We start from the raw sequence: 20301 nt of genomic DNA, 5'->3' as shown, positions 1-20301 counted from the left end.
CGGGCGCGACGAGGGGGACGGGGAACGGGAACGGGGAGGGACCGGGCTGCGGGCGCCCGATCCCTCCCCGAGGCGGAGGCTAGGCCTCCTGGTCCTCGCGGCGACGGCTGCGGGCGATCAGGAGCGAGCCGAGGCCGAGGGCGACAGCACCTCCCGAGAGCAGCAGCCAGGAGCCGGTCTCCACTCCGGTGGAGGGGAGGCCGCCGGGGCCGGTCGGCGCGGTGATCGGCGCGGCCGTGGCGGTCGGTCCGGCCGTCGGCACGACGGTGGGCTCCGGGGTCGACGTGGGCTCCGGGGTCGACGTGGGCTCCGGGGTCGACGTGGGCTCGGGGGTCGACGTGGGCTCCGGGCTCACGGTGGGCTCGGGCGTCGCGGTGGGCTCGGGCGTCGCCGTCGGCTCAGGCGTCGCCGTCGGCTCGGGAGTCGCGGTCGGCTCCGGTGAGCCGGTCGGCTCCGGCGTCGGCGTGGGCTCCGGGTTCCCCGGCAGCTCGACGGCGGCGCCCTCCGGCGCCACGGCGAGCAGCGCCCGGGCGACGTCGCTGAACGCTCCGACCGGGTGGTTGCGGAACACCGGCGAGGTGCCGAAGAGGAAGCCCTCGGTGCCCGACTCCGTCGAGAACGAGACGGCCGAGGCCTGCCCGGCCGCGTCGCTCCGGGACTGCCCGTCGGAGTCGACCCAGTGCCCGGCGACGAACGTGCCGTCCTCCGAGTAGCTCTGCTCGACCGCGACCGACTCGTCGAAGCCGGCGAACCACAGTGCCGGCGAGACGAACGCGGTGTCCTGCGGGTAGTCGCCGAGGACTCCGCCGGCGGGCGTCTCGACCGAGACGATTCCGTTGGAGCCGCTGGTGCCGGTCTGCGCGGTCAGCTCGGCCAGGCCGAAGTCGGACACGAAGGCCGCTCCTGCGCCGCCGCGGCCGACGACGTCGCCGCCCGCCGCGAGGAACTCCTCGACCACGATGCGGCCCACGGCCTGCTCCGCGGTGAAGGAGAGGGCGCGTCCCACGTAGAGCACGTCTGCGCCCTCGAGGGTCGCGGTGCCCGCGGTGAGCGCGGCCGCGTCGACGGCGACCGCGTCGGCGAAGCCGAGCTTGGCCAGCGCGTCGCGGTCCTCGTTCGTGCCGGAGTAGGCGACGCGGAGGGCGTCGAGCGCCTTCCCGTCCTCGGCGCGCAGGCGGTCGGCGGTGGTCGCCGTGAAGTCGACGCCGAAGGCGGCGGCGGCTCCCTCGGCGGCCGCGAGCCCGGCGGCGTCTGCACGGAGGGCGATCGTGCCGTCCTCGAACTGCTCGAGGGCGACGCCGTCGGCCAGCAGCGCGTTGACGGCCTGGTACTCCAGGACGCCGCGCGGCTCGAAGGCGAGGTAGTCGGCGCCTGCCGGGACGGAGCCGACCGGAGCCACGGCGGTCACCGGCTCCAGGCCGACGGCCGGGAGGGCGTCGGTGGTGGAGCCGATCGCCTGCACGTCGGCGCCCCAGAGGAGCGAGAGGCTCCAGGCCGAGACGTCGTACATCTCGGGCACGCGGCTCGAGATGTCGCTGCCGTCGGCGAGGAGGACGTTGGCGAGGCCGCGGACCGACTGGTGCATGTCGACCAGGTAGGTGCCCGCGGGGTAGGAGACTCCTCCGACGCTCGTGGCGGCCGTGGTCCGCGACACCTCGACGCCGTGGGCGAGCAGCTGCGCGACGAGTGTCTCGGCGTCCGAGACGGAGCGCTGCGTGCCGTCGACGGGGATGACGTAGGCGCGCGGGTACTCGGTCGTGTAGACGTCGGTCTCGTCCCAGATCTCGGTCCACTCGGTCGGCACGCCCGCAGGCAGGTCGGCCGCGGAGACGTCGGCGGGGATCTCGACGGCGGGGGCGCCGGTGACGCCGCGCTCGAAGATGGCGACCTGGTTGCTCAGGAGCGCGTCGCGGTTGGCCTCGATGTAGTCGACGGAGGCGTCCATGACGATCCCGGCGACCTCGACGTCGATGTCCGCGTTGGCCTGGCCCTGGGCGATCTCCTCCGGAGTGCTGTTGGCCGTGCGGCCGAGCGGAAGCTCCACCGTGTTGGTGATCGCGCCCTGGAAGGCGACGTACTGCGGGGCGAAGATGGGAGGCCAGTCGTCCCAGCCCGCGCGGATGTCGCGGTAGGGGATGAGGATCTTCCCGGTGTTGTCCGTGGTGGCGCTGCCGTCCTCGGCGAGGTAGGTGTTGCCGGGCACGTCGGCCTCGACGACGCGGCGCTCGATCTCGAGCGCGGTCGCGTAGGCGTGCGGGAGGAAGAGGTCGTACTCGTAGTTCTCGCCGTGCGGCGGGCCGCAGGGCTCGACCTGGAGGATCCCGGTGTAGCCGTGGATGTCGATGAAGTACGTGGGCTGGAGCACGCTCGAGAGGTCGCGGATCACGGCCGCCTCGCTGGTGGCTCCGGTGATCATGTCGCGGTTCGGGTCGTAGCCCGCGGCGACGGCGCGCTGGCCGAGGGCGCGGCCGTCGGGGTTGTTGGTGACGGTGAAGTAGAGGCGGTTGCCCTCGAGCAGCGCCTCGGTCTCCGCGTCCTCGGCGGTGGCGACGCCCTCGATGTACTCGAGGATCGCGTCGCTGCCCTCCCACTCGTTGCCGTGGATGTTGCCGTTGAACCAGACCGGCACCTTGTAGCCGTCCATCAGCTCGGCGTCGGCGGCCGCGGCGGCGGGCTCGTACTTGAGCCGGTCGCGCCACTCGGCCTGCTGCGCTGTCTCGGCCTCGGTCTCGGGGGCGGTGACGGTGACCAGGTAGATGTCGCGGCCGAGGCCGGACTTCCCGACCACCTGGGTCGAGACCCGGTCGGAGCGGGCGGCGAGCGCGTTCAGCTGCGGCGCGATGGCGTCGTAGGGGGTGACTCCGCGCAGGAGCGAGGCGTCGGTCGGGTCGACGGGCACCTCGGTCAGCGGGGTCTGCTGCGGGTAGCTGGTCGGCACCGCGATCGGAGCGGACGGCGGACGCACGATGTCCACGCGGGTGTAGTCGGCGGGTGCTGCGGTCGTGGCGGTCGCCGGCGGGGCGACCAGGAGACCGCCGGCGGCGAGCGCGAGCGCGGAGCATCCGGAGGCGAGGGCGGTTCGAGATCTCAAGCGGAGTTCTTCCCTTGTCGAGGCGTGACAGAACGGATCGGGCCCCCGTAGGCGTCCGGATCTCCGAATCGGATGTGAACCCTCTCAGGAAGATAGAGGCTCCATGTTTCCGTCACGTGTCGGCCGGATCACCTCCGCGAGATGCCTCATCGGAGGCCTGGCGCGGCGAGTCGAGTGCCGGAGCGGCATCCGACGAGAGGAGGAAGGAGGGCCCGGTCAGAGGAAGAGGGAGAGGACGAGCGTGGCGCCGAGCGCGAGGACGGAGGCGAGGGAGACGCCGACGGTCACGGACTTGAGGGCGCCGCGGACCGACTGGCCGAGGAAGCTCTGCAGCAGCCAGAAGGTGTTCGAGGTGACGTGGATGCAGAACAGCGCGCCGGAGCCCGCGGCGAGTGCGATCAGCAGCGGGTCGAGGCCGAGTGTCGCGGCGACCGGCGCGACGACTCCGGCCGCCGTGATCGCCGAGAGGGTGACCGAGCCGACCGCGATGTGCAGCACGGCCGCCATCACCCAGACGAGCAGCAGCGGCGCGGTCGCCGAGGTCGAGAAGTAGCCCTTCAGGATCTCGCCGAGGTCGCCCTGCGCGATCACCGCGGCGAGCGCCCCGCCGACGCCGGTGAGCAGGAAGATCTGCCCGCCGTCCTGGAAGCCCTTGGCGACCGCCTTCTCCATCCGCGCGGTTCCCACGGTGGACCGGCCGACCACTCCGGTGCCGATCACGGCGAGGAGGAGCGCGATGACGGGGTTCCCGAGGAACTGCAGCACCGGCAGCTCGACCTCGGAGACGGTGAGCACCGCCTGCGCGGCGATGAGCAGGAGGGCGAGGAGCATGGGCGCGAAGAGGAGCAGGAGCGGGCGCTCGCGGGCGGCGTGGGCGTCCTGCGCCTCAGCGGGACCCGCCGCGTCCTCGACGGACGAGCCCGACGAGCCGCCCGATGCCGCTCCGACTCCGCTCGAGGACGCCCCGCCGCTCCCCCGTGCTCCGAACGACGGCAGCCGTCCGCCGTCCGCGGCGGGCGACGCCCCCACCGTCGCGAGCCCGGTCGTGTCGTCGCGCACGACCAGCTGCTCGTCGCGCGCCGGGTCCCAGAAGCCGAGGCGGAACGCGAGCGACATCAGCAGGATCGTGACCACGACCGTCGGCGCCACCACCGCGAATCCGCCGAGCATCATCACGCCCAGCGGCACTCCGAGCAGCCCCGCGAGCGCGACCGCGGCGAAGCCGGGCACCATCATCACGATGCCCGTCTCGAGCCCGACGGCGAAGGTCACGGCGACGATGCCGGTGCCCGCGCGCCCCAGCCGCGGCGCGATCCGGCGCGCGAGCGGGGCCGCGATCACGATCAGCGCGTCGACGAAGATCGTCTGCAGGTAGGTGGCGAAGGAGAGGCCCAGCGCGTAGGGGATCCCGCGGCGGCCGAAGACGCGCAGCAGGCCCTCGACGAGCCGGACGACGGCGCCCATCTCGTTGAGCATCGCGCCGATGAGCACGCCCCAGCCGATCAGGAGGCCCGCCTCCATCATCACCTCGCCGAAGCCGGTGGTCATCGTGGAGACGGTGTCGACGGGGCCGAGCCCGGTGAGCAGGCCGATCGCGGCGGCTCCCACGGCCAGCGCCAGCACCGGGTTGAACCGGAAGCGCACGATCGCGACGACCACCACGACGATCACGAGGGCGACGACGCCCAGGGTGTACCACTCGGGCATGACGTCCTCCTCCGCCCGCGACTGCGCGTGCCGTCACACCCTAGGGGACCGCCGCGCACCCCCTCGCCCCCGCCGGGCACGGGGCCCTAGCGTGGACGCATGGCACTGACGCTCCCCGAGCCCCGATTCCCCTCCCTCCTCGACTCCCCCGTCCTGCGCTGGGGGGTGATCGCGCCCGGCTCGATCGCCGGCTCGTTCGTCGAGGCGCTGCAGAAGCACACCCGGCAGCGCGTGGTCTCGGTGGGCTCCCGCTCGCTGGAGCGCGCGGAGCGGTTCGCGAGCCGGTTCGGGATCGAGCGGGCCTCGGCCGGCTACGAGGCCGTGGTCGAGGATCCGGAGGTCGACGTGGTCTACATCGCCTCCCCGCACTCGGAGCACGCCCGCCAGGCGCTGCTCGCCATCGCCGCGGGCAAGCACATCCTGGTCGAGAAGCCGTTCGCGCCGACCCCGGGCGAGGCCGAGATGATGGTGCACGCCGCGCGCGACGCCGGAGTCTTCGCGATGGAGGCGATGTGGATGCGCTATTTGCCGCACATGGACGTCGTGCGGCAGCTGCTCGCCGACGGGGCGGTCGGCGCGCCCGCCGTCGTCTCGGCCGACTTCGGCGCCGCCTTCGACTTCGACCCCTCCAGCCGGATCTTCGACCCGGCGCTCGCGGGCGGCGGCCTGCTGGACGTCGGCGTCTACGCCTCCTCCTTCGTCTCGATGGTGGCGGGCACCCCGCAGAGCACCGTCGTCGCCGGCAGCATGACCTCGACCGGCGTCGACGCGACCGCGACGATCGTCGGCAGCCACGCGCACGGGGTGCAGTCGGTGGCCACCTCGACCGTGCTGGCCGACACCCGCCACGCGGCGAGCGTCGCGGGGCGGGCGGGGCGGATCGACGTGCACCCGTCGTTCTGGACGCCGGGCGGCGTGACGCTCACCCGCGGCTCCGAGAGCGGGTCGTGGATCGACGAGACGCCGCTCCAGGGCGGCGAGGGCCTCGCCTGGGAGGCGCTGCACGTCGCGCAGTACGTGACGGAGGGGCGCACCGAGTCGCCGCTGCACCCGCTCGACGAGGTGGTCGCCGTGGTGCGGACCCTCGACGACGCGCGCCGCCGGCTGGGCGTCTCGGTGTAGGGCGGGCGGTGGGAGACCGCCGTCCCGGCCCTCAGCCCGCCGGCAGCTCGACGCGGAAGCTCGTGCGCCCCGGCTCGGACGCGACGAGGACGCGCCCGCCGTGGGCGTCGACGACCGCCGCCACGATCGCCAGGCCCAGCCCCGTCGATCCGGTCGTGCGCGCTCGGGAGGAGTCGCCGCGGGCGAAGCGCTCGAACAGCACCGGCACCAGCTCCGGCGCGATGCCCGGGCCGGAATCGGTGACCGTCACGACTGCGATCGGCCGCCCCTCCGACACCTCCTCGGCGAGCGCCGCCACGACCCGGGTGCCGGAAGGCGTGTGCACGGTCGCGTTCCGCAGCAGATTGGCGACCACCTGGTGCAGTCGGAAGCCGTCGCCGCGGATCTCGATCGGCTCCTCGGGGAGCTCGAGGCCCCACTCGTGGTCGGGGCCCGCGGCGTGCGCGTCCGAGAGCGCCTCGATCACGAGCAGCGTCAGGTCGACGGGCTCCTTCTCGAGGTCGCGGCCCTCGTCGAGGCGGGCGAGCAGGAGGAGGTCCTCGACCAGCGAGGTCATCCGGGTGGCGGCGGACTCGATCCGGTCGAGGGAGTAGGCGGCCGACTCCGGCAGCTCGGTCCCGCCCCGACGGGGCAGCTCCGCGTAGCCGCGGATCGCCGCGAGGGGGGTCCGCAGCTCGTGCGAGGCGTCGGCGACGAACTGCCGCACCTTGTCCTCGCTCGCCTGCCGCGACTCCAGCGCACCGGTGACGTGGTCGAGCATGCGGTTGAAGGCGGCGCCGACGCGGCCGACCTCGGTGCGGGTGTCGGCGTCCTCCTCCGGGACCCGCTCGACCAGCTCGACGGCGCCGCGGTCCAGCGGCAGCTCGGCCACGCGGGTCGCCGTCGCCTCCACCCGCTCCAGGGGCCGCAGTGCCACGCGGATGATCGCGGTGGCGACGAGGGCGACCAGCAGCATCGCCAGCAGCACCACCACGACGACCACCCAGGTGAGGGAGGCGAGCGTCTCGGCGACCTCGCCCAGGGGGACGCCGACGACGACGACGGAGCCCTCGACCGCCGCCGCGCGCACGCGGTAGGTCCCGAGGCTCCCGGGCAGCTCGATGGTCGCCTCCTCGCCCCCCGCGGCGACGGCCGCCGCGAGCACCGAGTCGGCCGGGTCCGAGAACTGCCGGCAGACCCCGTCGGCGTCGACGTAAGCGCCGATGAAGGAGCCGTCCGAGCCCTGGACGGCGGTGATGGTGCTGAGGTTCTGGCTCGGGCCGCCGCCGAAGGATCCGCTGGGGCAGGTCGTGGCCTGCTCGATCGCGCTCGACCCGCCGAAGCGGCTCGGCCCGTCGAAGTCCTGGAGGCGCGTGACCGACTGGCTGAGCGACGCGTCCGTGCTGCCGTAGAGGATCGACCGCGCCGAGAGCACGCTCACCGCTCCCACGACGCCCGCCGTCACCGCGACGAGCGCGACCACGGCGACGACCATCCGCCGCCGCAGAGTCCACGGCGCGCGCCGGCCGCGGCGGGAGCTGCGGAGGGCGGAGCGGGTCGCGAAGTCGCCGAGCGACGGGCGGCCGGTGCGGCTCACTGGTCCGCGGGCTTCAGGAGGTAGCCGGCGCCGCGCACGGTGTGGATCATCGGCGAGCGGCCGGCGTCGATCTTCTTGCGCAGGTACGAGATGTAGATCTCGACCACGCTCGACTTGCCGCCGAAGTCGTAGGACCAGACCCGGTCGAGGATCTGGGCCTTGCTGAGCACGCGGCGCGGATTGCGCATCAGGAAGCGCAGCAGCTCGAACTCGGTGGCGGTCAGCTCGATCTCGTCGCCGCCCCGGCGGACCTCGTGGCTGTCCTCGTTCAGCACCAGGTCCCCCACGACGACCTCGGGGTCGTCCGCGTCGTTGGCGAGCAGGGTGCTGCGGCGGATGAGGCCGCGCATCCGGGCGACCAGCTCCTCGAGGGAGAAGGGCTTGGTGACGTAGTCGTCGCCGCCGGCGGTGAGGCCGGCGATCCGGTCGTCGAGCGCGTCCTTCGCGGTGAGGAAGAGGACCGGGGTCTCGCTGCCGTCCGCGCGGACCCGCTGCAGGACCTGGAGGCCGTCGATGTCGGGGAGCATCACGTCGAGCACGATCACGTCCGGTCGGAACTCGCGGGTGATCGTGATCGCGGCGCGGCCCTCGGCGGCGGTGCGCACCTCCCAGCCCTCGTAGCGCAGAGCCATCTGGAGCAGGTCGGTGAGGGTGCTCTCGTCGTCGACGACGAGGACGCGGATCGGCGTCCCGTCGGCCCGCTTCAGGCGGGTGCGCTGCGCGGGGGCGAGGTGCTTCGAGGGGGCCGAGGTGCTCATGACTCCAGTATCGGGAGTTCCCTATGGATCGGCTATGACCGGCCGATGCCGTCGCTGTGCGCTCCCGATGCGTCCTCCGCGGGATCGGCGTCGAGCTCCTCCGGAGCGATCGCCGCGGTGCGCGCATAGCCGCGGACCCGCCGGTCGATGAAGGTCGCCACCCAGAGCAGGACGCCGATCACGAGCAGCACCCCCGCGATGCCGTACTGGGCGGTATCGCGTCCCGAGGTGATCGGCAGCACCAGGTAGACGCAGGCGATCGTGCCCAGCACCGGCAGCACGGTGGGGGTCCGGAAGTGACGGTGCTCGACCGGCTGCCGCCGCAGCACCAGCACGGAGACGTTGACGACGGCGAAGACCGCCAGCAGGAGGAGCGACGTGGTCCCGCCCAGCAGCACCGCGATGGGGTCGGAGGGGTCGCGCGACACGTAGGCGGTGAGGAGCAGGGCGATCACCGTCGTGAAGAGGATCGCGGCCCACGGCGTGCGCCGTCCGCGCAGCACGTTCTGCAGGAACGGCGGCAGCACGCCCTGGCGGCTCATCCCGTAGAGCAGGCGGCTGGCCATCATCATGTTGATCAGCGCGCTGTTGGCCACGGCGAAGAGCGAGATGAAGGGCAGCAGCGTCGAGATCGGGAAGTCGGGCGCCGCGGCCTCGACGACCGTGACGAGCGGAGTGTCGTTGCCGGCCAGCTCCCCCACGGGGACGATCGCGACGGCGAGCGTGGACACGAGCACGTAGACCACGGCGGTGATGCCGAGACCCGTGAGCATCACGCGCGGGAAGATGCGGCTGGGCTCCTTCGTCTCCTCCGCCATGTTCACGGAGTCCTCGAATCCGACCATCGCGAAGAACGCCAAGGAGGTCGCGGTGCTCACCGCGAGCAGCAGCGACTTGTCCTCCGGCGCCTCGAACGCGACCACCCGCGAGAAGTCGGCCTGCCCGCCGAACACGGCGAAGAAGCACACGAAGATCACGAGCAGCAGGCCCGAGAGCTCGATCAGGGTGAGCACCACGTTCAGCCCGACGCTCTCGGCGACGCCCCGCAGGTTCACCAGGGCGATGCAGACCATGAACACCAGCGCGATGCTCAGCCGCGTCCCCGCGCCGTCCCCGAGCCCGAAGCCGATCGCGAAGTTGCTCGCGAAGGCGCCCGAGGCGGCGGAGGCCGAGGTGATCCCGCTCGCCATCACGGTGAAGCAGACGAGGAACGTGACGAAGTGGATCCCGAACGCCTTGTGCGCGTAGAGCGCGGCGCCCGCCGCCTGCGGGTACTTCGTCACCAGCTCCAGGTAGGAGCAGGCGGTGAGCGTGGCGACGACGAACGCGATCACGAAGGGGAGCCACGCGGCCCCGCCCACCTCGGCCGCGACCTGCCCGGTGAGGGCGTAGATCCCGGTCCCGAGGATGTCGCCGACCACGAACAGCAGCAGCAGCTTGGGGCCGAGCACCCGCTTGAGCTCGGGCGGGGCGGACGTCTCTCTCGTGGCGGTCATCGTCGGCCCCTCCCGTTGCGGATGAGCGCGAGCCTACGACCGCGGGCACCGCCCCGGGAAGAGCGGGCGCCCGCGGAGCAGGAGCCGACGACACCCACGACTCCGCCATCGCGCCGTGCGCAGCGCAGCCTCCACCCCGCCGTCGGGAGGCTGCGCGAGGCCGGCTGACCGGATGCTGCCACGGCCGGAGCCTGCCCGGACGTCCCGTGGGCCCCCGACCCTCCGCCCCGCGCGGAGCCGGGGGTCCGCCGCATGTCCGGATGCTGCCGTGCCCGGATGCTGATCTGGTTCCGCCGACGGGCCTCCGCGAGGCTCGGAGGACCACGACGAGAGGACGCACCATGACCGCCACTGCACCCGCCGCCACCCCGCACCTCGGCCCCGTCGCCGCCGGAGGCGCCCTCGCCTGGGCCGCGCTGGCCGCGCTCCTCCTGCTCGGGGAGCCGCACCCCGCGGCGGTCCTCCTGCTCGTGCTCGCCGCTGCCGCCGCGACCTCGCTGAGCGTCGTCGCCGTCGCCCGCCGGCAGCCCCCCGCCCGCCGTACCGGAGTCGTGATCGGTCTCCTCGCCCCCCTCCTCGCGAACGCCGGTCTCACTCCGCTCGCCGCGCTGGTCGGCCCGGCCGTGTTCGGAGCGGCGGCGCTGGTCCTCGCCGGTGAGCTCGCCGTCGTCGCGGTTCTCGCGCGCCGGCGCTGAGTGCGCGCCTCCTACACTCGGGAGGGTCGGGAGAACGGGGGGCCGCCGGTGCTGAGCGAGAACGCGATCGCGCTGTACCTGCACGCGTCCGTGCGCGGAGACTGGTCTCTCGAGAGCGCGTCGGACGAGCTCGGCGTCACCGTCGACGGCCTCCGCGAGGCGCGTGATGAGCTGATCGGGCTCCGGCTGCTCGCTCCGCTGCACGCGGGGGCGGAGTCGCTCGCCACGGCCGCACCGGACATCGCCCTGGCCGAGCTGATCGCCGACGACGAGCGGCGCCTCCTCGAGCTGCAGACCGGGATCACCCGCCGCCGCAGCGAGCTGATGGCCCTCGTCCCCGCCTACCGGAGCGCCCGCAGTGCCCTCGCCGCCGCGGAGCAGGTGGAGGTGATCGAGGACCCGGCGACCGTCCTCCGGCTGCTCCTCGACCTGCAGCGCGGAGCCTCGGAGGAGGTGCTGATCGCCGCTCCCGGCACCAGCAGCGTGGAGCGGCACGAGGCGAGCGACGCCGTCGACCGCGAGCTGCTCGGGCGCGGCATCGCGAGGCGGACGCTGTACCACGACCGCCGCCGCGACAACGCGGCCCTCCGGCGCTCGGTCGCGGAGCTCGAGCCGCTGGGCGCGCGGTTCCGGACCCTCCCGACGATGCCCTTCCGGCTGGTGGTCTTCGACCGCTCCCTCGCGATCGTCGCCCGCTCCCGCGACGAGGACGACCGCGCCGCCCTGGTCGTCCGCTCCCCCGAGCTCGCGGCGACCCTGGCGCGCGTGTTCGATGCGGCGTGGGAGTTCGCAGCGCCCCTGCACGCGGCAGGTACCGAGGAGGAGCCCTCCCTCTCCGCGGTGCAGCGGTCGATCCTGCAGGGCCTCGCCGCCGGGCTCACCGACGAGGCGCTCGCGGCACGGCTGGACCTCAGCGTGCGCACCTGCCGTCGGCACATCGCCGGTCTCTTCGAGCTGCTCGGCGCCGAGAGCCGCTTCCAGGCGGGCGTTCTCGCGGCCCGGCGGGGCTGGCTGCCGATCCGGCCGCGCTGACGCAGGCCGTCGGCGCGCTCAGCGCCGCGGAGCCGGGCGCCGTCCGTCGAGGGCCCGCTCAGCCCGCGTGCGCTCCGAGGAACGCGAGCGCCCGCGGCCAGGCGTCGGTCGCCGCCTCGGCCTGGTAGGTCTGCTCGTTCGCGTCGTTGAAGAAGGCGTGGCCCGCTCCCGGGTAGACGACGACCTCGACGTCCTTGCCCTCGGTCGCCTCGCGGATGCGCGGCACCTGCTCGACGAGGGGAGCGTCCTGATCGCCCAGGAACGCCAGCACCGGCACCTGCAGCGCGCCGAGCTCCTCGGCGGACGCGGTGACGTGCCCGTAGAACGGCACGGCCGCCGCCAGCCGCGGCTCGGCCAGCGCGAGCGCCCACGAGAAGGTGCCGCCGTAGCAGAACCCGGTGACGGAGACGCTGGTCGCGCCCTCCTGGCGCAGGAGCCGCTCGACGAGGGCGCGGAGGATCGCGACGGTGCGCGTCGCGTGCTCCGGAGTGAAGACGGGGGCGAAGAAGGTGCGCAGCTCGACCTGGCGCGGCAGGCGCCGCACCGGGTGGTCGTAGTCGGCGCGCTGCTCCTCGTCGAGCTGCTCGAGCAGGCCGCTGTCGGCCAGGAGCTCGGGGGCGACGACGCTGTAGCCCTCGGCCGCGTAGCGGTCGGCGACCGAGCGGATGTGCCCGTCGACCCCCCAGACCTCGTGGATCAGGATCAGCGCGCGGCCGCCCTCACCGCTGCGGTACACCGGTACGTCGTGCTCGGCCAGGGTCCAGGTCTCATCGCTCGTGGGCATGCTCGCACCCTAGCCCCGGACCCCGGGAGCACGCGTCGTCAGAAGTCGTACTCGCAGTTGCGGAGGTTCGCCACGTCCTCGGTGAGCGTCGGCTCCCCGCCGAGCAGGAACGCGTAGTTCTTCGAGTTGGAGGCCAGGAAGCGCAGCGTCGAGTCGTGCACGCAATCGCGCTCGGTCAGCAGCACGGACGAGCCCAGGGCCGCCGCTGTCGTCGCTCCCGAGAGGGCGTCGGCGAAGGAGGACCCCGCGGCGAGGAAGACGCTGTCCTGCAGCAGCGACTGGGGGTAGGCGCTGTTCAGCTCGACGCTGGTCTCGTAGCGGTCGCGGCCGGCGATCCTCGAGACCGAGGGGGCGAGGCCGCGACGCTCGAAGTCCGCCACGTACGCGTCCCGGATCGAGGGGTCGCCGCCGAGGAACTCCACGTGCTCCGGCGCCAGATCGCGCACCGCGGTCGCGGTCGCGGAGTCGGCGCCCGAGGTCGCACCGTCGACCAGCAGCACGGGCTGCGCACGCCAGCCGGCGATCGGCGCGGCCGACAGGGCGTCGGGGAAGTTCGTGCCGGTCGCGACGAACATGTTCGAGTAGGGGCCGCTGCCGAAGGCGTCTGCGACGATCCGGCGGGAGGTGTCGTAGCGGTCCGTCCCGCCGATGCGCTCGGTGCCGCCGACGATCGAGCGGATCGCGGAGAGGACCCCGGGGCTCACGCTCAGCTCGCTGCCGACGACCACGACCCGCTCCGGGCGGAGGCGGCGGATCTCGTCGGAGACGACCCGAGGCAGGCGGTCGGGATCGGTGAGCAGGAGCGCGCCTCCGAGGGCGGCGGCGGCCGGGCCGGCGCTCAGCGCATCCGGCCAGTTCGCCCCGCTGGCCACGTAGAGCACCGGGATGCCCGGGGAGAAGTAGCCCGTCGCCTCCACCGAGGTCGCGTAGCGGTCCGATCCGGCGAGGCGGCCGGTGTACTGCTGGTAGTCGCTGCTCAGCGAGAGGTCGATCCCGGCGGCCGATCCGCCCACCGGGACGCGCACGTCGCCCGCGTCGCCCGAGCGGAGGACGTGGTCCCAGTAGCTGTCGTCGATCACGTCGTCGCGGCTCGACGCCCGGACGAGGTAGTCGCCGGGGACGACCTGCTGGAACGAGTACGGGTTGTCGCCGCCCGTGATCAGGTCGAGCTCGCCGGTGCGGAAGTAGCCGTCGGTTCCCGGGTCGCGGTACCAGATGTCGACGCGCTGGTCGCCCGCGACGCCGCTCAGGCGTCCCTCGAGCGACCCCAGCCGTGCGGTGCGCAGCTGCACGCCGGCCGCCGGGGCCTGGAGCGGCTCGGCGCTGCGGGCGACGGCGCTGCCGCCGGACCAGAGGTCGGCGTACAGGTCGGCGTTGTCCTTGATCAGCAGGTAGTAGGTCTGCCCGGCGGTGAGCCCGTCGATGCTGAAGGTGAGGTCGCCGGCGACGGAGTGGTTCCCGAGGAGCCCCGCCTCGCTCGACCAGACCTCGACGTTCAGGAGGGCGCCGCGGGGAGTGGTGGTCGCGATCGAGCCGTCGGCCTCCTCGACCACGACACGGCCGCTGATCGACGCCGCAGCGCTCGCACGGGCGGCGCTCGGCGCCTCGTCCGGCACGGCGGGCAGGGGGGACTCGGCGCTGGGCTGCCAGAGCGGCTGCCCCTCGGGGAGCACGATCGAGCGGGGCGCGTCGGAGGCGGCGCCGAATGCGGCGACGGGGGCGGCCGACGGCGCGGCCGCCGATGCGGCGGAGGCGAGCGGGCTGGAGGTGATCGCCAGGGCGGCGACGAGGACCGCGGAGGCGGCGGACCTCAGAACGAGCGGGGACACGGCGGAGTGCCTGCTTCCAGGAGGAGGTCGCCCTGCGGCCGACCCGGCGGAGGGGATCGCGCTCATGCTAGCGGCGGCCCGCGCCCCGTCGTCCTCCCCGATCAGGGGTCAGGAGACAGGCGGCGCGACGAGGATGTCGTCCCACTCCAGAGCGCGCTCGAACCGGAAGCCGTGCCGCTCGTAGAGGCGGCGGGCGTCGCTGCGCTTCAGCACGTCGAGCCGGAAGGGCAGACCCGGCCGCGCCTCCTCCGCCATCACCCGACGCAGGACGGCGCCGCCGACTCCGCGTCCCTGTGCGTGCGGCGCCAGGTAGAAGTGCTCGATCCAGACCGCGTCCGGCTCGACCCGCGCGGCGATGCTCCCGGCGAAGGCGCCGTCGAGCTCGATCACGCGGGTGAGCTCGGGCCGGTAGCCGTCGAGGAAGCGGTGCCGCACGCGGTGCTCGTCGTAGCGGTCGAGCGTCTCGAGCGACGGGCGCATGACGACCGCGCGCAGCTCGGCGATCGCCGCGGCGTCCTCCGCGGTGGCGGGGCGGAGCGACCAGTCGGCGTCGTCGGCCACGGTCAGCGGCCGCGGGGCTTGCGGGTGCGCCGCACCGCCGGCGCGGACGCCTTGGCGCGGGCCGGCTTCTTCTTGCCGCCGCCGGCCCTCTCCGCCTTCTCGCGCGCCTCCCGCGCCTTCGCCTTGGCGGCCTTCGCCCGCGACTCGACCTTCGGCGTCGCGGCGGTTCCGCGCGTGGTGTTCGCGCTGCGGCCGCGGACGACTCCGATGAAGTCCTCGACGTCGTCGCCCTTGTCGTCCGTCACCCAGGCGAGGCGGACGGAGGAGGGAGCGACGCCGGTCACCGGCACTGCGGTCACGTCCTTGCGGCTGTGCACGCGCGCCACCGACTGCGGCACGATCAGAACGCCCACGCCGGCCGCGACCTGCTCGACCGCGTCGTCGAGGCCGGCCATGCGCGGCAGCGGGCGCCGCGAGCCGTCCGCGATCTCCTCGGCGACCGCGGCCCACTCGGGCACGTCCTCCGGGTCCTGGAGGAGGTGCTCGCCGGCCAGCTCCGCGACGTCGAGCTCCTCCGCGGCGGCCAGGACGTGCTCGCGGCCGACGACGGCGACGGGCTGCTCGTCGTAGAGGTGGATGGAGCTGAGGGCGGAGGAGGAGACGTCGCCGCGGACGAACGACAGCTGCGCGCGGCCGTCGAGCAGCGCCTGCTCCTGATCGCGCTCGGCGACGACGGTGATGCGCAGCGGGAGATCGGAGCGGCGCTGGCCCCAGACGCGGGTCCACTTGGTGGGGGTGACGCCGGGCACGAGGGCGACGGCGAGCACGGGGCCGGCGGGGACGGCGTCCTCGGCGTCGGAGTCGGCGTCGTCGGAGTCGGCGTCGTCGACATCGCTGTCCCCGGCGTCGCTGTCCTCGGAGTCGAGGTCGTCGGAGTCGCCGTCCTCGGAGGCGCCGTCCGTGTCGTCCGACTCGGTTCCGGCTCCGGCGCCGACCGCACCCGATCCGGCCGACGCGTCGTCCGCCGTCGCGTCCGCCCCGCCCTCCGGACGCCCCTCCGCCTCGGGAGCGGCCTGCGGGTCGACGGTCTCGGGCTGCTCGCTCATCCCCTCAGGGTAGGTGGTCCGCGCCGCGCCGGTAGGGTTGCCGCATGGCCAAGGCGACACAGACGATGAAGGCTGCGACCGCGGCGAAGAAGCTGCAGGTCTACCTGCCCGCGACCCCGGAGGAGTTCCAGGAGTCGGCGATCACGCGCGAGCAGTACGACGAGCTCGCCGCGAACCCGCCCGCCTGGCTCGTGCAGCTGCGCGAGGAGGGGCCGCACCCCCGCTCCGTCATCGCCTCCCGGCTGAACGTCTCCATCTCGGGGCTCGCCCGCGGCGGCGTCACCGAGGCGCTGACCACTCCCGAGATCCAGGCCCTGCTCGACGAGGTCCCCGAGTGGCTGCGCGTCGAGCAGAACCGCTACGCGGAGGTCCGCCGCGAGCAGGCCCGCATCAAGTCCGAGCGCGCCGCCAAGGCCGCCGACTGACCCCACCCCCGCCTGCAGGACCCCGATCCGGCGCGCGCGACGTGCGCTGCGGGCCGGAGCGGGATCCCGCCGAGGGGAGCCGCGCGGCTACTGGTTCGAGAACGCGGCGTCGAACGACGCGGTCGGGGTCCTCCAGAGCAGCGAGCGGATGAAGCCGACGGCCTCCTTCGCGCCGTGGAGGCGGTCCATCCCGGCGTCCTCCCACTCGATGGAGATCGGGCCGGAGTAGCCGATCGACTCCAGCGCGCGGAACGCGTCCTCCCACGGGACGTCGCCGTGCCCCGTCGAGACGAAGTCCCAGCCGCGGCGCGGGTCGCCCCACGGCAGGTGCGAGCCGAGCACGCCCGCGCGGCCGTTCTTCGGGCGCAGGCGGGTGTCCTTGCAGTCGACGTGGTGGATCCGGTCCTTGAAGTCGACGATGAAGCCGACCGGGTCGATGTCCTGCCACATCATGTGCGACGGGTCCCAGTTGAAGCCGAAGGCCGGGCGGTGACCGATCGCCTCGAGGGTGCGCACGCTCGACCAGTAGTCGTAGGCGATCTCGGACGGGTGCACCTCGTGCGCGTAGACCACGCCGTTCGCGTCGAACTCGTCGAGGATCGGGTTCCAGCGCGTCGCGAAGTCCTCGTACCCCTCGTCGATCACGGAGGCCGGCACCGGCGGGAACTGCGCCACGTAGGGCCAGATCTTCGAGCCGGTGAAGCCGACGACCACGTCCACGCCGAGCTTGCGGGCGACCCGCGCCGAGCGCTTCATGTCCTCGGCGGCGCGCTGCCGCACCCCCTCCGCGTCGCCGTCGCCCCAGGTGTAGTCGCGCACGAGTGCCTTGTGGCGGAAGTCGATCGGGTCGTCGCAGACGGCCTGGCCGGTGAGGTGGTTCGAGATGGCGAAGACCTCGAGGCCGTAGCGGTCGAGGATCTCCAGACGCGAGGCGGCGTAGGCGTCGTCCTCGTCCGCGCGCTTGAGGTCGAGGTGGTCGCCCGAGGCCGCGATCTCGAGTCCGTCGTAGCCCCACTCGGCGGCGAGTCGGGCGACCTCCTCGAAGGGCAGATCGGCCCACTGACCGGTGAACAGCGTCACGGGGTGGGTGGCGGGGTAGGTCTTCTCGTCGCTCATGCGGCGATCTCCGTCCGGTCGTCGGCGGTGGGCACGGTCACCCAGGCGCCTGTCTCGGCCGCGTCGAGCACGGCCTCGGTGATGCGCGCCGCGCGGAGGCCGTCGGCGAAGGTCGACAGACCCTCCACGTCGGCGCCCGCCACTGCGGCGTAGGTGTCGCGGGCGAACGCTGTGAAGGCGTCCTGGTAGCCCATCGGATGACCGCTCGGCACGATCGAGAGCCGGGCCGCATCGGGCGCGAGGATCGAGGCGTCGCGCGGCACCAGCAGGGCGCTGTCGCGCCGGCCGACCCACAGCGTCTCGGGGAGCTCCTGCTCGAAGCGCAGCGACTCCTCCAGCCCGGACACCTCGAGCACCAGCTCGTTGCGGTGGCCCGCGGTGACCTGCGAGACGAGGAGCGTGCCGACGGCGCCGCCCTCGAGCCGGACGATCAGGCCGGCCACGTCCTCGGTGCTCACCGGGCGGCCGCCGCGCTCGGCGTGGACGGTGCTCGTGATCGCGGCGAGCGAGTCGATCCGGTCGCCGGTGACGAACTCCAGCAGGTCGACCAGGTGCGAGCCGATGTCGCCGAAGGCGCGCGAGCGGCCGCCGGCGGCCGGGTCGACGCGCCAGTTGTCGTCGGAGGCGCCCAGCAGCCAGTCCTGGAGGTAGCTCCCGCGGACCGTGACCAGACGGCCGGTCTCGCCGGAGGCGACGCGGGCACGGGCCTCGCGCACCATCGGGTGGAAGCGGTAGGCGAACGGGACGGTCGCCACCACGCCGGCGGAGGACGCGGCCGCAGCGAGCGACTCCGCCTCCCGCAGCGTCGCGGCGAGCGGCTTCTCGCAGACCACGTGCTTGCCCGCCTCGATCGCCGCGAGCGCGAGTGCGGCGTGCGTGGCGTTCGGGGTGCAGACGTGCACGAGGTCGATGCTCTCGTCCTCGATCAGGGCCCGGGCGTCCGGGTAGGCGCGCTCGACGCCGAGCTCGGCCGCCGCCCGCTCGCCCTTCTCCGGGGTGGAGGAGGCGACTCCGGCGAGCACCGCTCCGGCGCTGCGGGCCGCGCGGCTGTGCACGGCCGCCATGAAGCCGCCGCCGAGCACGCCGACGCGCAGGGGCGCGGGCATCAGGAGAGGGTCGCTTCGGTCGGGTCCCAGCTCTCGGGCAGTGCGGGGCGGGGCGTCACGGAGCTGGTGACGAGGACCTTCTCGCCGGTCTCGGCGGCCTCGAGCAGCGAGAGCATCACGTCGGTGACGTGATAGGCGAGGTCTCCGGAGGCGGCCTCGGGGCGGTCGGCCCGGATCGCGCGGGCGAGCTCGAGCACGCCGGTGCCGCGGGAGGCGGTCGAGCCGGTCGCCGCGATGACCTCAGGCTCGGCGGACCCGCGGCGGTGCAGGGTGATCTCTCCGTCGTGCTGGTTCGGGTCGGGGAGGACGAGGGTGCCCTCGGAGCCGTTGATCTCGACGAAGCCGGTGCGCGGCAGGCTCGACTCGAAGCTCCACACGCCCTGGGCCGAGGCCCCGGACTCGAAGCGGAGCAGCCCGCCGATGTGCGTCGGGATGGTCACCGGGAACTCGGTGCCCTCCTTCGGGCCGGAGCCCACCACGCGGGTGGCGCGGGCCTGGGACGAGACGGCGGTGACGCTCTCGACGGGGCCGAGGTTCTGCACGAGCGTGGTGATGTAGTACGGGCCCATGTCCAGCAGCGGTCCGCCGCCCTCGGCGAAGAAGAACTCCGGGTTCGGGTGCCACGACTCGGGGCCGGGGCCCTGGAAGAGGGTGAGGGCGGAGAGCGGCGTGCCGATGGCTCCGCTCTCGATCACGCGCTGCGCCGTCTGGAGGCCCGCGCCCAGGAAGGTGTCGGGAGCGGTCGCGACGCGCAGCCCCTTGTCCTTCGCCAGCGCGAGCAGCTCGATCCCGCTGTCGCGGTCGAGCGAGAAGGGCTTCTCGGTCCACACGTGCTTGCCCGCCTCGACCGCGCGGCGCGCGACCTCGACGTGCGCGGCCGGGATCGTGAGGTTCACGACGATCTCGATGCCCTCGTGCGCGAGGAGCTCCTCGACGGTGCCGGAGGCGGGGACGCCGAAGGCCTCGGCCTGGGTCCTCGCCCGCTCGAGGTCGATGTCGGCGACGAAGAGCACCTCGAGGTCGGGGAAGACGGTGAGGTTGGTCAGGTACTGGGTGCTGATGTTGCCGGCGCCGATGACGCCGACGCCCACGCGGCCGGTGCCGCTCATGCGCCGAGCCCCGAGACGTAGCGGTGGGCCGACTCCAGGCCCTCGAAGATGTCGCCGGCGTAGGCGTCGAACTCCAGCACGGGCAGGGCCTGAGGAGCGGCGGCGAGGATCGCCGGGACGTCCATCGCGCCCTCGCCCGCGGGCAGCTGCTCCTGGGTGTCGGCCGAGATCGGGCCGTCCTTCACGTGCAGGAAGCGCACCTGGTCGCCGAGGCGTCCGAGCACCTCGACCGGGTCGTCGCCGCCGACGGCCGCCCAGTAGGTGTCGAGCTCGAGGACCATGCGCGGGTCGAGCAGGCCCGCGAGGTGCTCGAAGGCGCTGCGGCCGTCGACGCGGTTCTCGAACTCGAAGGCGTGGTTGTGGTAGCCGAGCACCAGGCCGCGGGCGGCGGCGGAGTCGACCAGCGCGTTCAGCTCGTCGGCGATGCGGGCGACGTCGTCCGCGGTGGTCCAGCGGGTCGGGTCGACGAAGGGGTCGATCACGGTCTCGACGCCGAGCGAGGCGGCCGTGTCGAGGATCTCGTCGACGGTGGCGTCGCCCTGCGGGCCGAGGAGGCGCGCGTGGGCGCCGGGAGCGCGCAGTCCGCTGGCCGGGAGCGCCGCGCGGTAGGCGTCGGCCAGGTCGACGAACCCGAAGAGCTCGACCGTGGTGAAGCCGATCGCCGCGAGGCGGTCGAGGGTGGCGGGCAGATCGGCCGCGAGCGGCTCGCGCACCGAGTACAGCTGGACAGAGAGGTCTGGGGGTGTGGCCACCGGTGGGGCTCCTGATCGCATCGGAAGGTGTGCCTCGAACCCTACGCGGACTTTTGCTCACGGACAAGCAAAACTAGCCCTGCGCGCCCGCCAAGT

Annotated in this window: 17 protein-coding genes; 4 read left to right on the top strand and 13 right to left on the bottom strand. The window is 73.6% G+C overall.

The features are described 5' to 3' along the window. Positions 1-79: 79 nt before the first annotated feature. Both C5B93_RS10435 and C5B93_RS10430 read right to left on the bottom strand, forming a co-directional pair. Positions 80-3091 (bottom strand): M14 family zinc carboxypeptidase, encoded by a 3012-nt coding sequence (locus C5B93_RS10435; protein ID WP_104292424.1) that lies wholly within the window; start codon positions 3089-3091, stop codon positions 80-82. A gap of 216 nt (positions 3092-3307) precedes the next feature. Beyond that, positions 3308-4798 carry a GntP family permease gene (locus C5B93_RS10430; protein ID WP_104292423.1) on the bottom strand — a complete coding sequence of 497 codons (1491 nt, stop codon included), beginning with the start codon at positions 4796-4798 and terminating at the stop codon, positions 3308-3310. Between the two features lie 99 nt (positions 4799-4897). Here C5B93_RS10430 and C5B93_RS10425 point away from each other — a divergent pair, with 99 nt between their 5' ends. Next, entirely contained in the window at positions 4898-5920 is a 1023-nt protein-coding gene (locus tag C5B93_RS10425) for a Gfo/Idh/MocA family protein (RefSeq protein ID WP_104292422.1), read from the top strand. 31 nt (positions 5921-5951) lie between these two features. Here C5B93_RS10425 and C5B93_RS10420 read toward each other — a convergent pair whose 3' ends face one another. The 3 genes from C5B93_RS10420 to C5B93_RS10410 are packed head-to-tail and all read right to left on the bottom strand — an operon-like array spanning position 5952 to position 9750. Beyond that, entirely contained in the window at positions 5952-7496 is a 1545-nt protein-coding gene (locus C5B93_RS10420) for a cell wall metabolism sensor histidine kinase WalK (RefSeq protein WP_219814038.1), read from the bottom strand. Beyond that, positions 7493-8254, bottom strand: a complete 762-nt coding sequence (locus C5B93_RS10415) for a response regulator transcription factor (RefSeq protein ID WP_104292421.1) — start codon at positions 8252-8254, stop codon at positions 7493-7495. The genes C5B93_RS10420 and C5B93_RS10415 overlap by 4 nt, the downstream gene beginning before the upstream one ends. Before the next feature lie 32 nt (positions 8255-8286). Further along, on the bottom strand, positions 8287-9750 hold the full coding sequence (locus C5B93_RS10410) for an APC family permease (protein WP_104227060.1): 1464 nt from the start codon (positions 9748-9750) through the stop codon (positions 8287-8289). 341 nt (positions 9751-10091) lie between these two features. Between C5B93_RS10410 and C5B93_RS10405 the strand changes: the two genes are divergently transcribed. Together C5B93_RS10405 and C5B93_RS17670 are read left to right on the top strand one after the other, a co-directional pair. Then, a complete protein-coding gene (locus C5B93_RS10405; RefSeq protein WP_104227061.1) occupies positions 10092-10445 on the top strand; it encodes a hypothetical protein in 354 nt (117 codons plus the stop codon). A gap of 48 nt (positions 10446-10493) precedes the next feature. Next, positions 10494-11477, top strand: a complete 984-nt coding sequence (locus C5B93_RS17670) for a LuxR C-terminal-related transcriptional regulator (RefSeq protein WP_104292420.1) — start codon at positions 10494-10496, stop codon at positions 11475-11477. A gap of 58 nt (positions 11478-11535) precedes the next feature. Here the strand turns inward: C5B93_RS17670 and C5B93_RS10395 are convergent, their stop codons facing one another. From C5B93_RS10395 to C5B93_RS10380, 4 genes are all read right to left on the bottom strand, one after another. Then, positions 11536-12261, bottom strand: a complete 726-nt coding sequence (locus tag C5B93_RS10395; protein WP_104223644.1) for a dienelactone hydrolase family protein — start codon at positions 12259-12261, stop codon at positions 11536-11538. A gap of 38 nt (positions 12262-12299) precedes the next feature. Further along, on the bottom strand, positions 12300-14090 hold the full coding sequence (locus tag C5B93_RS10390) for a cell wall-binding repeat-containing protein (protein WP_104262974.1): 1791 nt from the start codon (positions 14088-14090) through the stop codon (positions 12300-12302). 108 nt (positions 14091-14198) lie between these two features. After that, positions 14199-14651: a GNAT family N-acetyltransferase gene (locus C5B93_RS10385; RefSeq protein ID WP_258059499.1), complete on the bottom strand. Its 453-nt coding sequence runs from the start codon at positions 14649-14651 to the stop codon at positions 14199-14201. Between the two features lie 2 nt (positions 14652-14653). Next, a complete protein-coding gene (locus C5B93_RS10380; protein WP_104292419.1) occupies positions 14654-15697 on the bottom strand; it encodes a LysR substrate-binding domain-containing protein in 1044 nt (347 codons plus the stop codon). Positions 15698-15741: 44 nt separating this feature from the next. Between C5B93_RS10380 and C5B93_RS10375 the strand changes: the two genes are divergently transcribed. After that, on the top strand, positions 15742-16122 hold the full coding sequence (locus tag C5B93_RS10375; RefSeq protein ID WP_104223641.1) for a DUF5997 family protein: 381 nt from the start codon (positions 15742-15744) through the stop codon (positions 16120-16122). A gap of 87 nt (positions 16123-16209) precedes the next feature. Here C5B93_RS10375 and C5B93_RS10370 read toward each other — a convergent pair whose 3' ends face one another. Genes C5B93_RS10370 through C5B93_RS10355 form a run of 4 tightly spaced genes read right to left on the bottom strand, consistent with a single transcriptional unit; the run spans position 16210 to position 20205 of the window. Continuing rightward, complete coding sequence (locus tag C5B93_RS10370) at positions 16210-17238, bottom strand: sugar phosphate isomerase/epimerase (RefSeq protein WP_181067905.1); 1029 nt, start codon at positions 17236-17238, stop codon at positions 16210-16212. Beyond that, positions 17235-18344: a Gfo/Idh/MocA family protein gene (locus tag C5B93_RS10365; protein ID WP_104292418.1), complete on the bottom strand. Its 1110-nt coding sequence runs from the start codon at positions 18342-18344 to the stop codon at positions 17235-17237. Before C5B93_RS10365 ends, C5B93_RS10370 begins: the two co-directional genes overlap by 4 nt. After that, on the bottom strand, positions 18344-19453 hold the full coding sequence (locus C5B93_RS10360; protein WP_104223639.1) for a Gfo/Idh/MocA family protein: 1110 nt from the start codon (positions 19451-19453) through the stop codon (positions 18344-18346). Before C5B93_RS10360 ends, C5B93_RS10365 begins: the two co-directional genes overlap by 1 nt. Next, a complete protein-coding gene (locus C5B93_RS10355; protein ID WP_258068197.1) occupies positions 19450-20205 on the bottom strand; it encodes a sugar phosphate isomerase/epimerase in 756 nt (251 codons plus the stop codon). The genes C5B93_RS10360 and C5B93_RS10355 overlap by 4 nt, the downstream gene beginning before the upstream one ends. Positions 20206-20301: the final 96 nt, after the last annotated feature.

Source organism: Rathayibacter sp. AY1A2 (assembly GCF_002930935.1).
GTDB lineage: Bacteria > Actinomycetota > Actinomycetes > Actinomycetales > Microbacteriaceae > Rathayibacter.
The sequence above is the reverse complement of the archived record's forward strand: the minus strand, read 5'-3'. Positions and strand labels throughout refer to the sequence as shown.

Bases quoted from the DNA above. Each gene is read 5' to 3' on its own strand.
- C5B93_RS10360 (WP_104223639.1), bottom strand. From the start codon at position 19,453: ATGAGCGGCACCGGCCGCGTGGGCGTCGGCGTCATCGGCGCCGGCAAC.
- C5B93_RS10430 (WP_104292423.1), bottom strand. From the start codon at position 4,798: ATGCCCGAGTGGTACACCCTGGGCGTCGTCGCCCTCGTGATCGTCGTG.
- C5B93_RS10425 (WP_104292422.1), top strand. From the start codon at position 4,898: ATGGCACTGACGCTCCCCGAGCCCCGATTCCCCTCCCTCCTCGACTCC.
- C5B93_RS10375 (WP_104223641.1), top strand. From the start codon at position 15,742: ATGGCCAAGGCGACACAGACGATGAAGGCTGCGACCGCGGCGAAGAAG.
- C5B93_RS10370 (WP_181067905.1), bottom strand. From the start codon at position 17,238: ATGAGCGACGAGAAGACCTACCCCGCCACCCACCCCGTGACGCTGTTC.
- C5B93_RS10380 (WP_104292419.1), bottom strand. From the start codon at position 15,697: ATGAGCGAGCAGCCCGAGACCGTCGACCCGCAGGCCGCTCCCGAGGCG.
- C5B93_RS10410 (WP_104227060.1), bottom strand. From the start codon at position 9,750: ATGACCGCCACGAGAGAGACGTCCGCCCCGCCCGAGCTCAAGCGGGTG.
- C5B93_RS10365 (WP_104292418.1), bottom strand. From the start codon at position 18,344: ATGCCCGCGCCCCTGCGCGTCGGCGTGCTCGGCGGCGGCTTCATGGCG.
- C5B93_RS10415 (WP_104292421.1), bottom strand. From the start codon at position 8,254: ATGAGCACCTCGGCCCCCTCGAAGCACCTCGCCCCCGCGCAGCGCACC.
- C5B93_RS10405 (WP_104227061.1), top strand. From the start codon at position 10,092: ATGACCGCCACTGCACCCGCCGCCACCCCGCACCTCGGCCCCGTCGCC.
- C5B93_RS10395 (WP_104223644.1), bottom strand. From the start codon at position 12,261: ATGCCCACGAGCGATGAGACCTGGACCCTGGCCGAGCACGACGTACCG.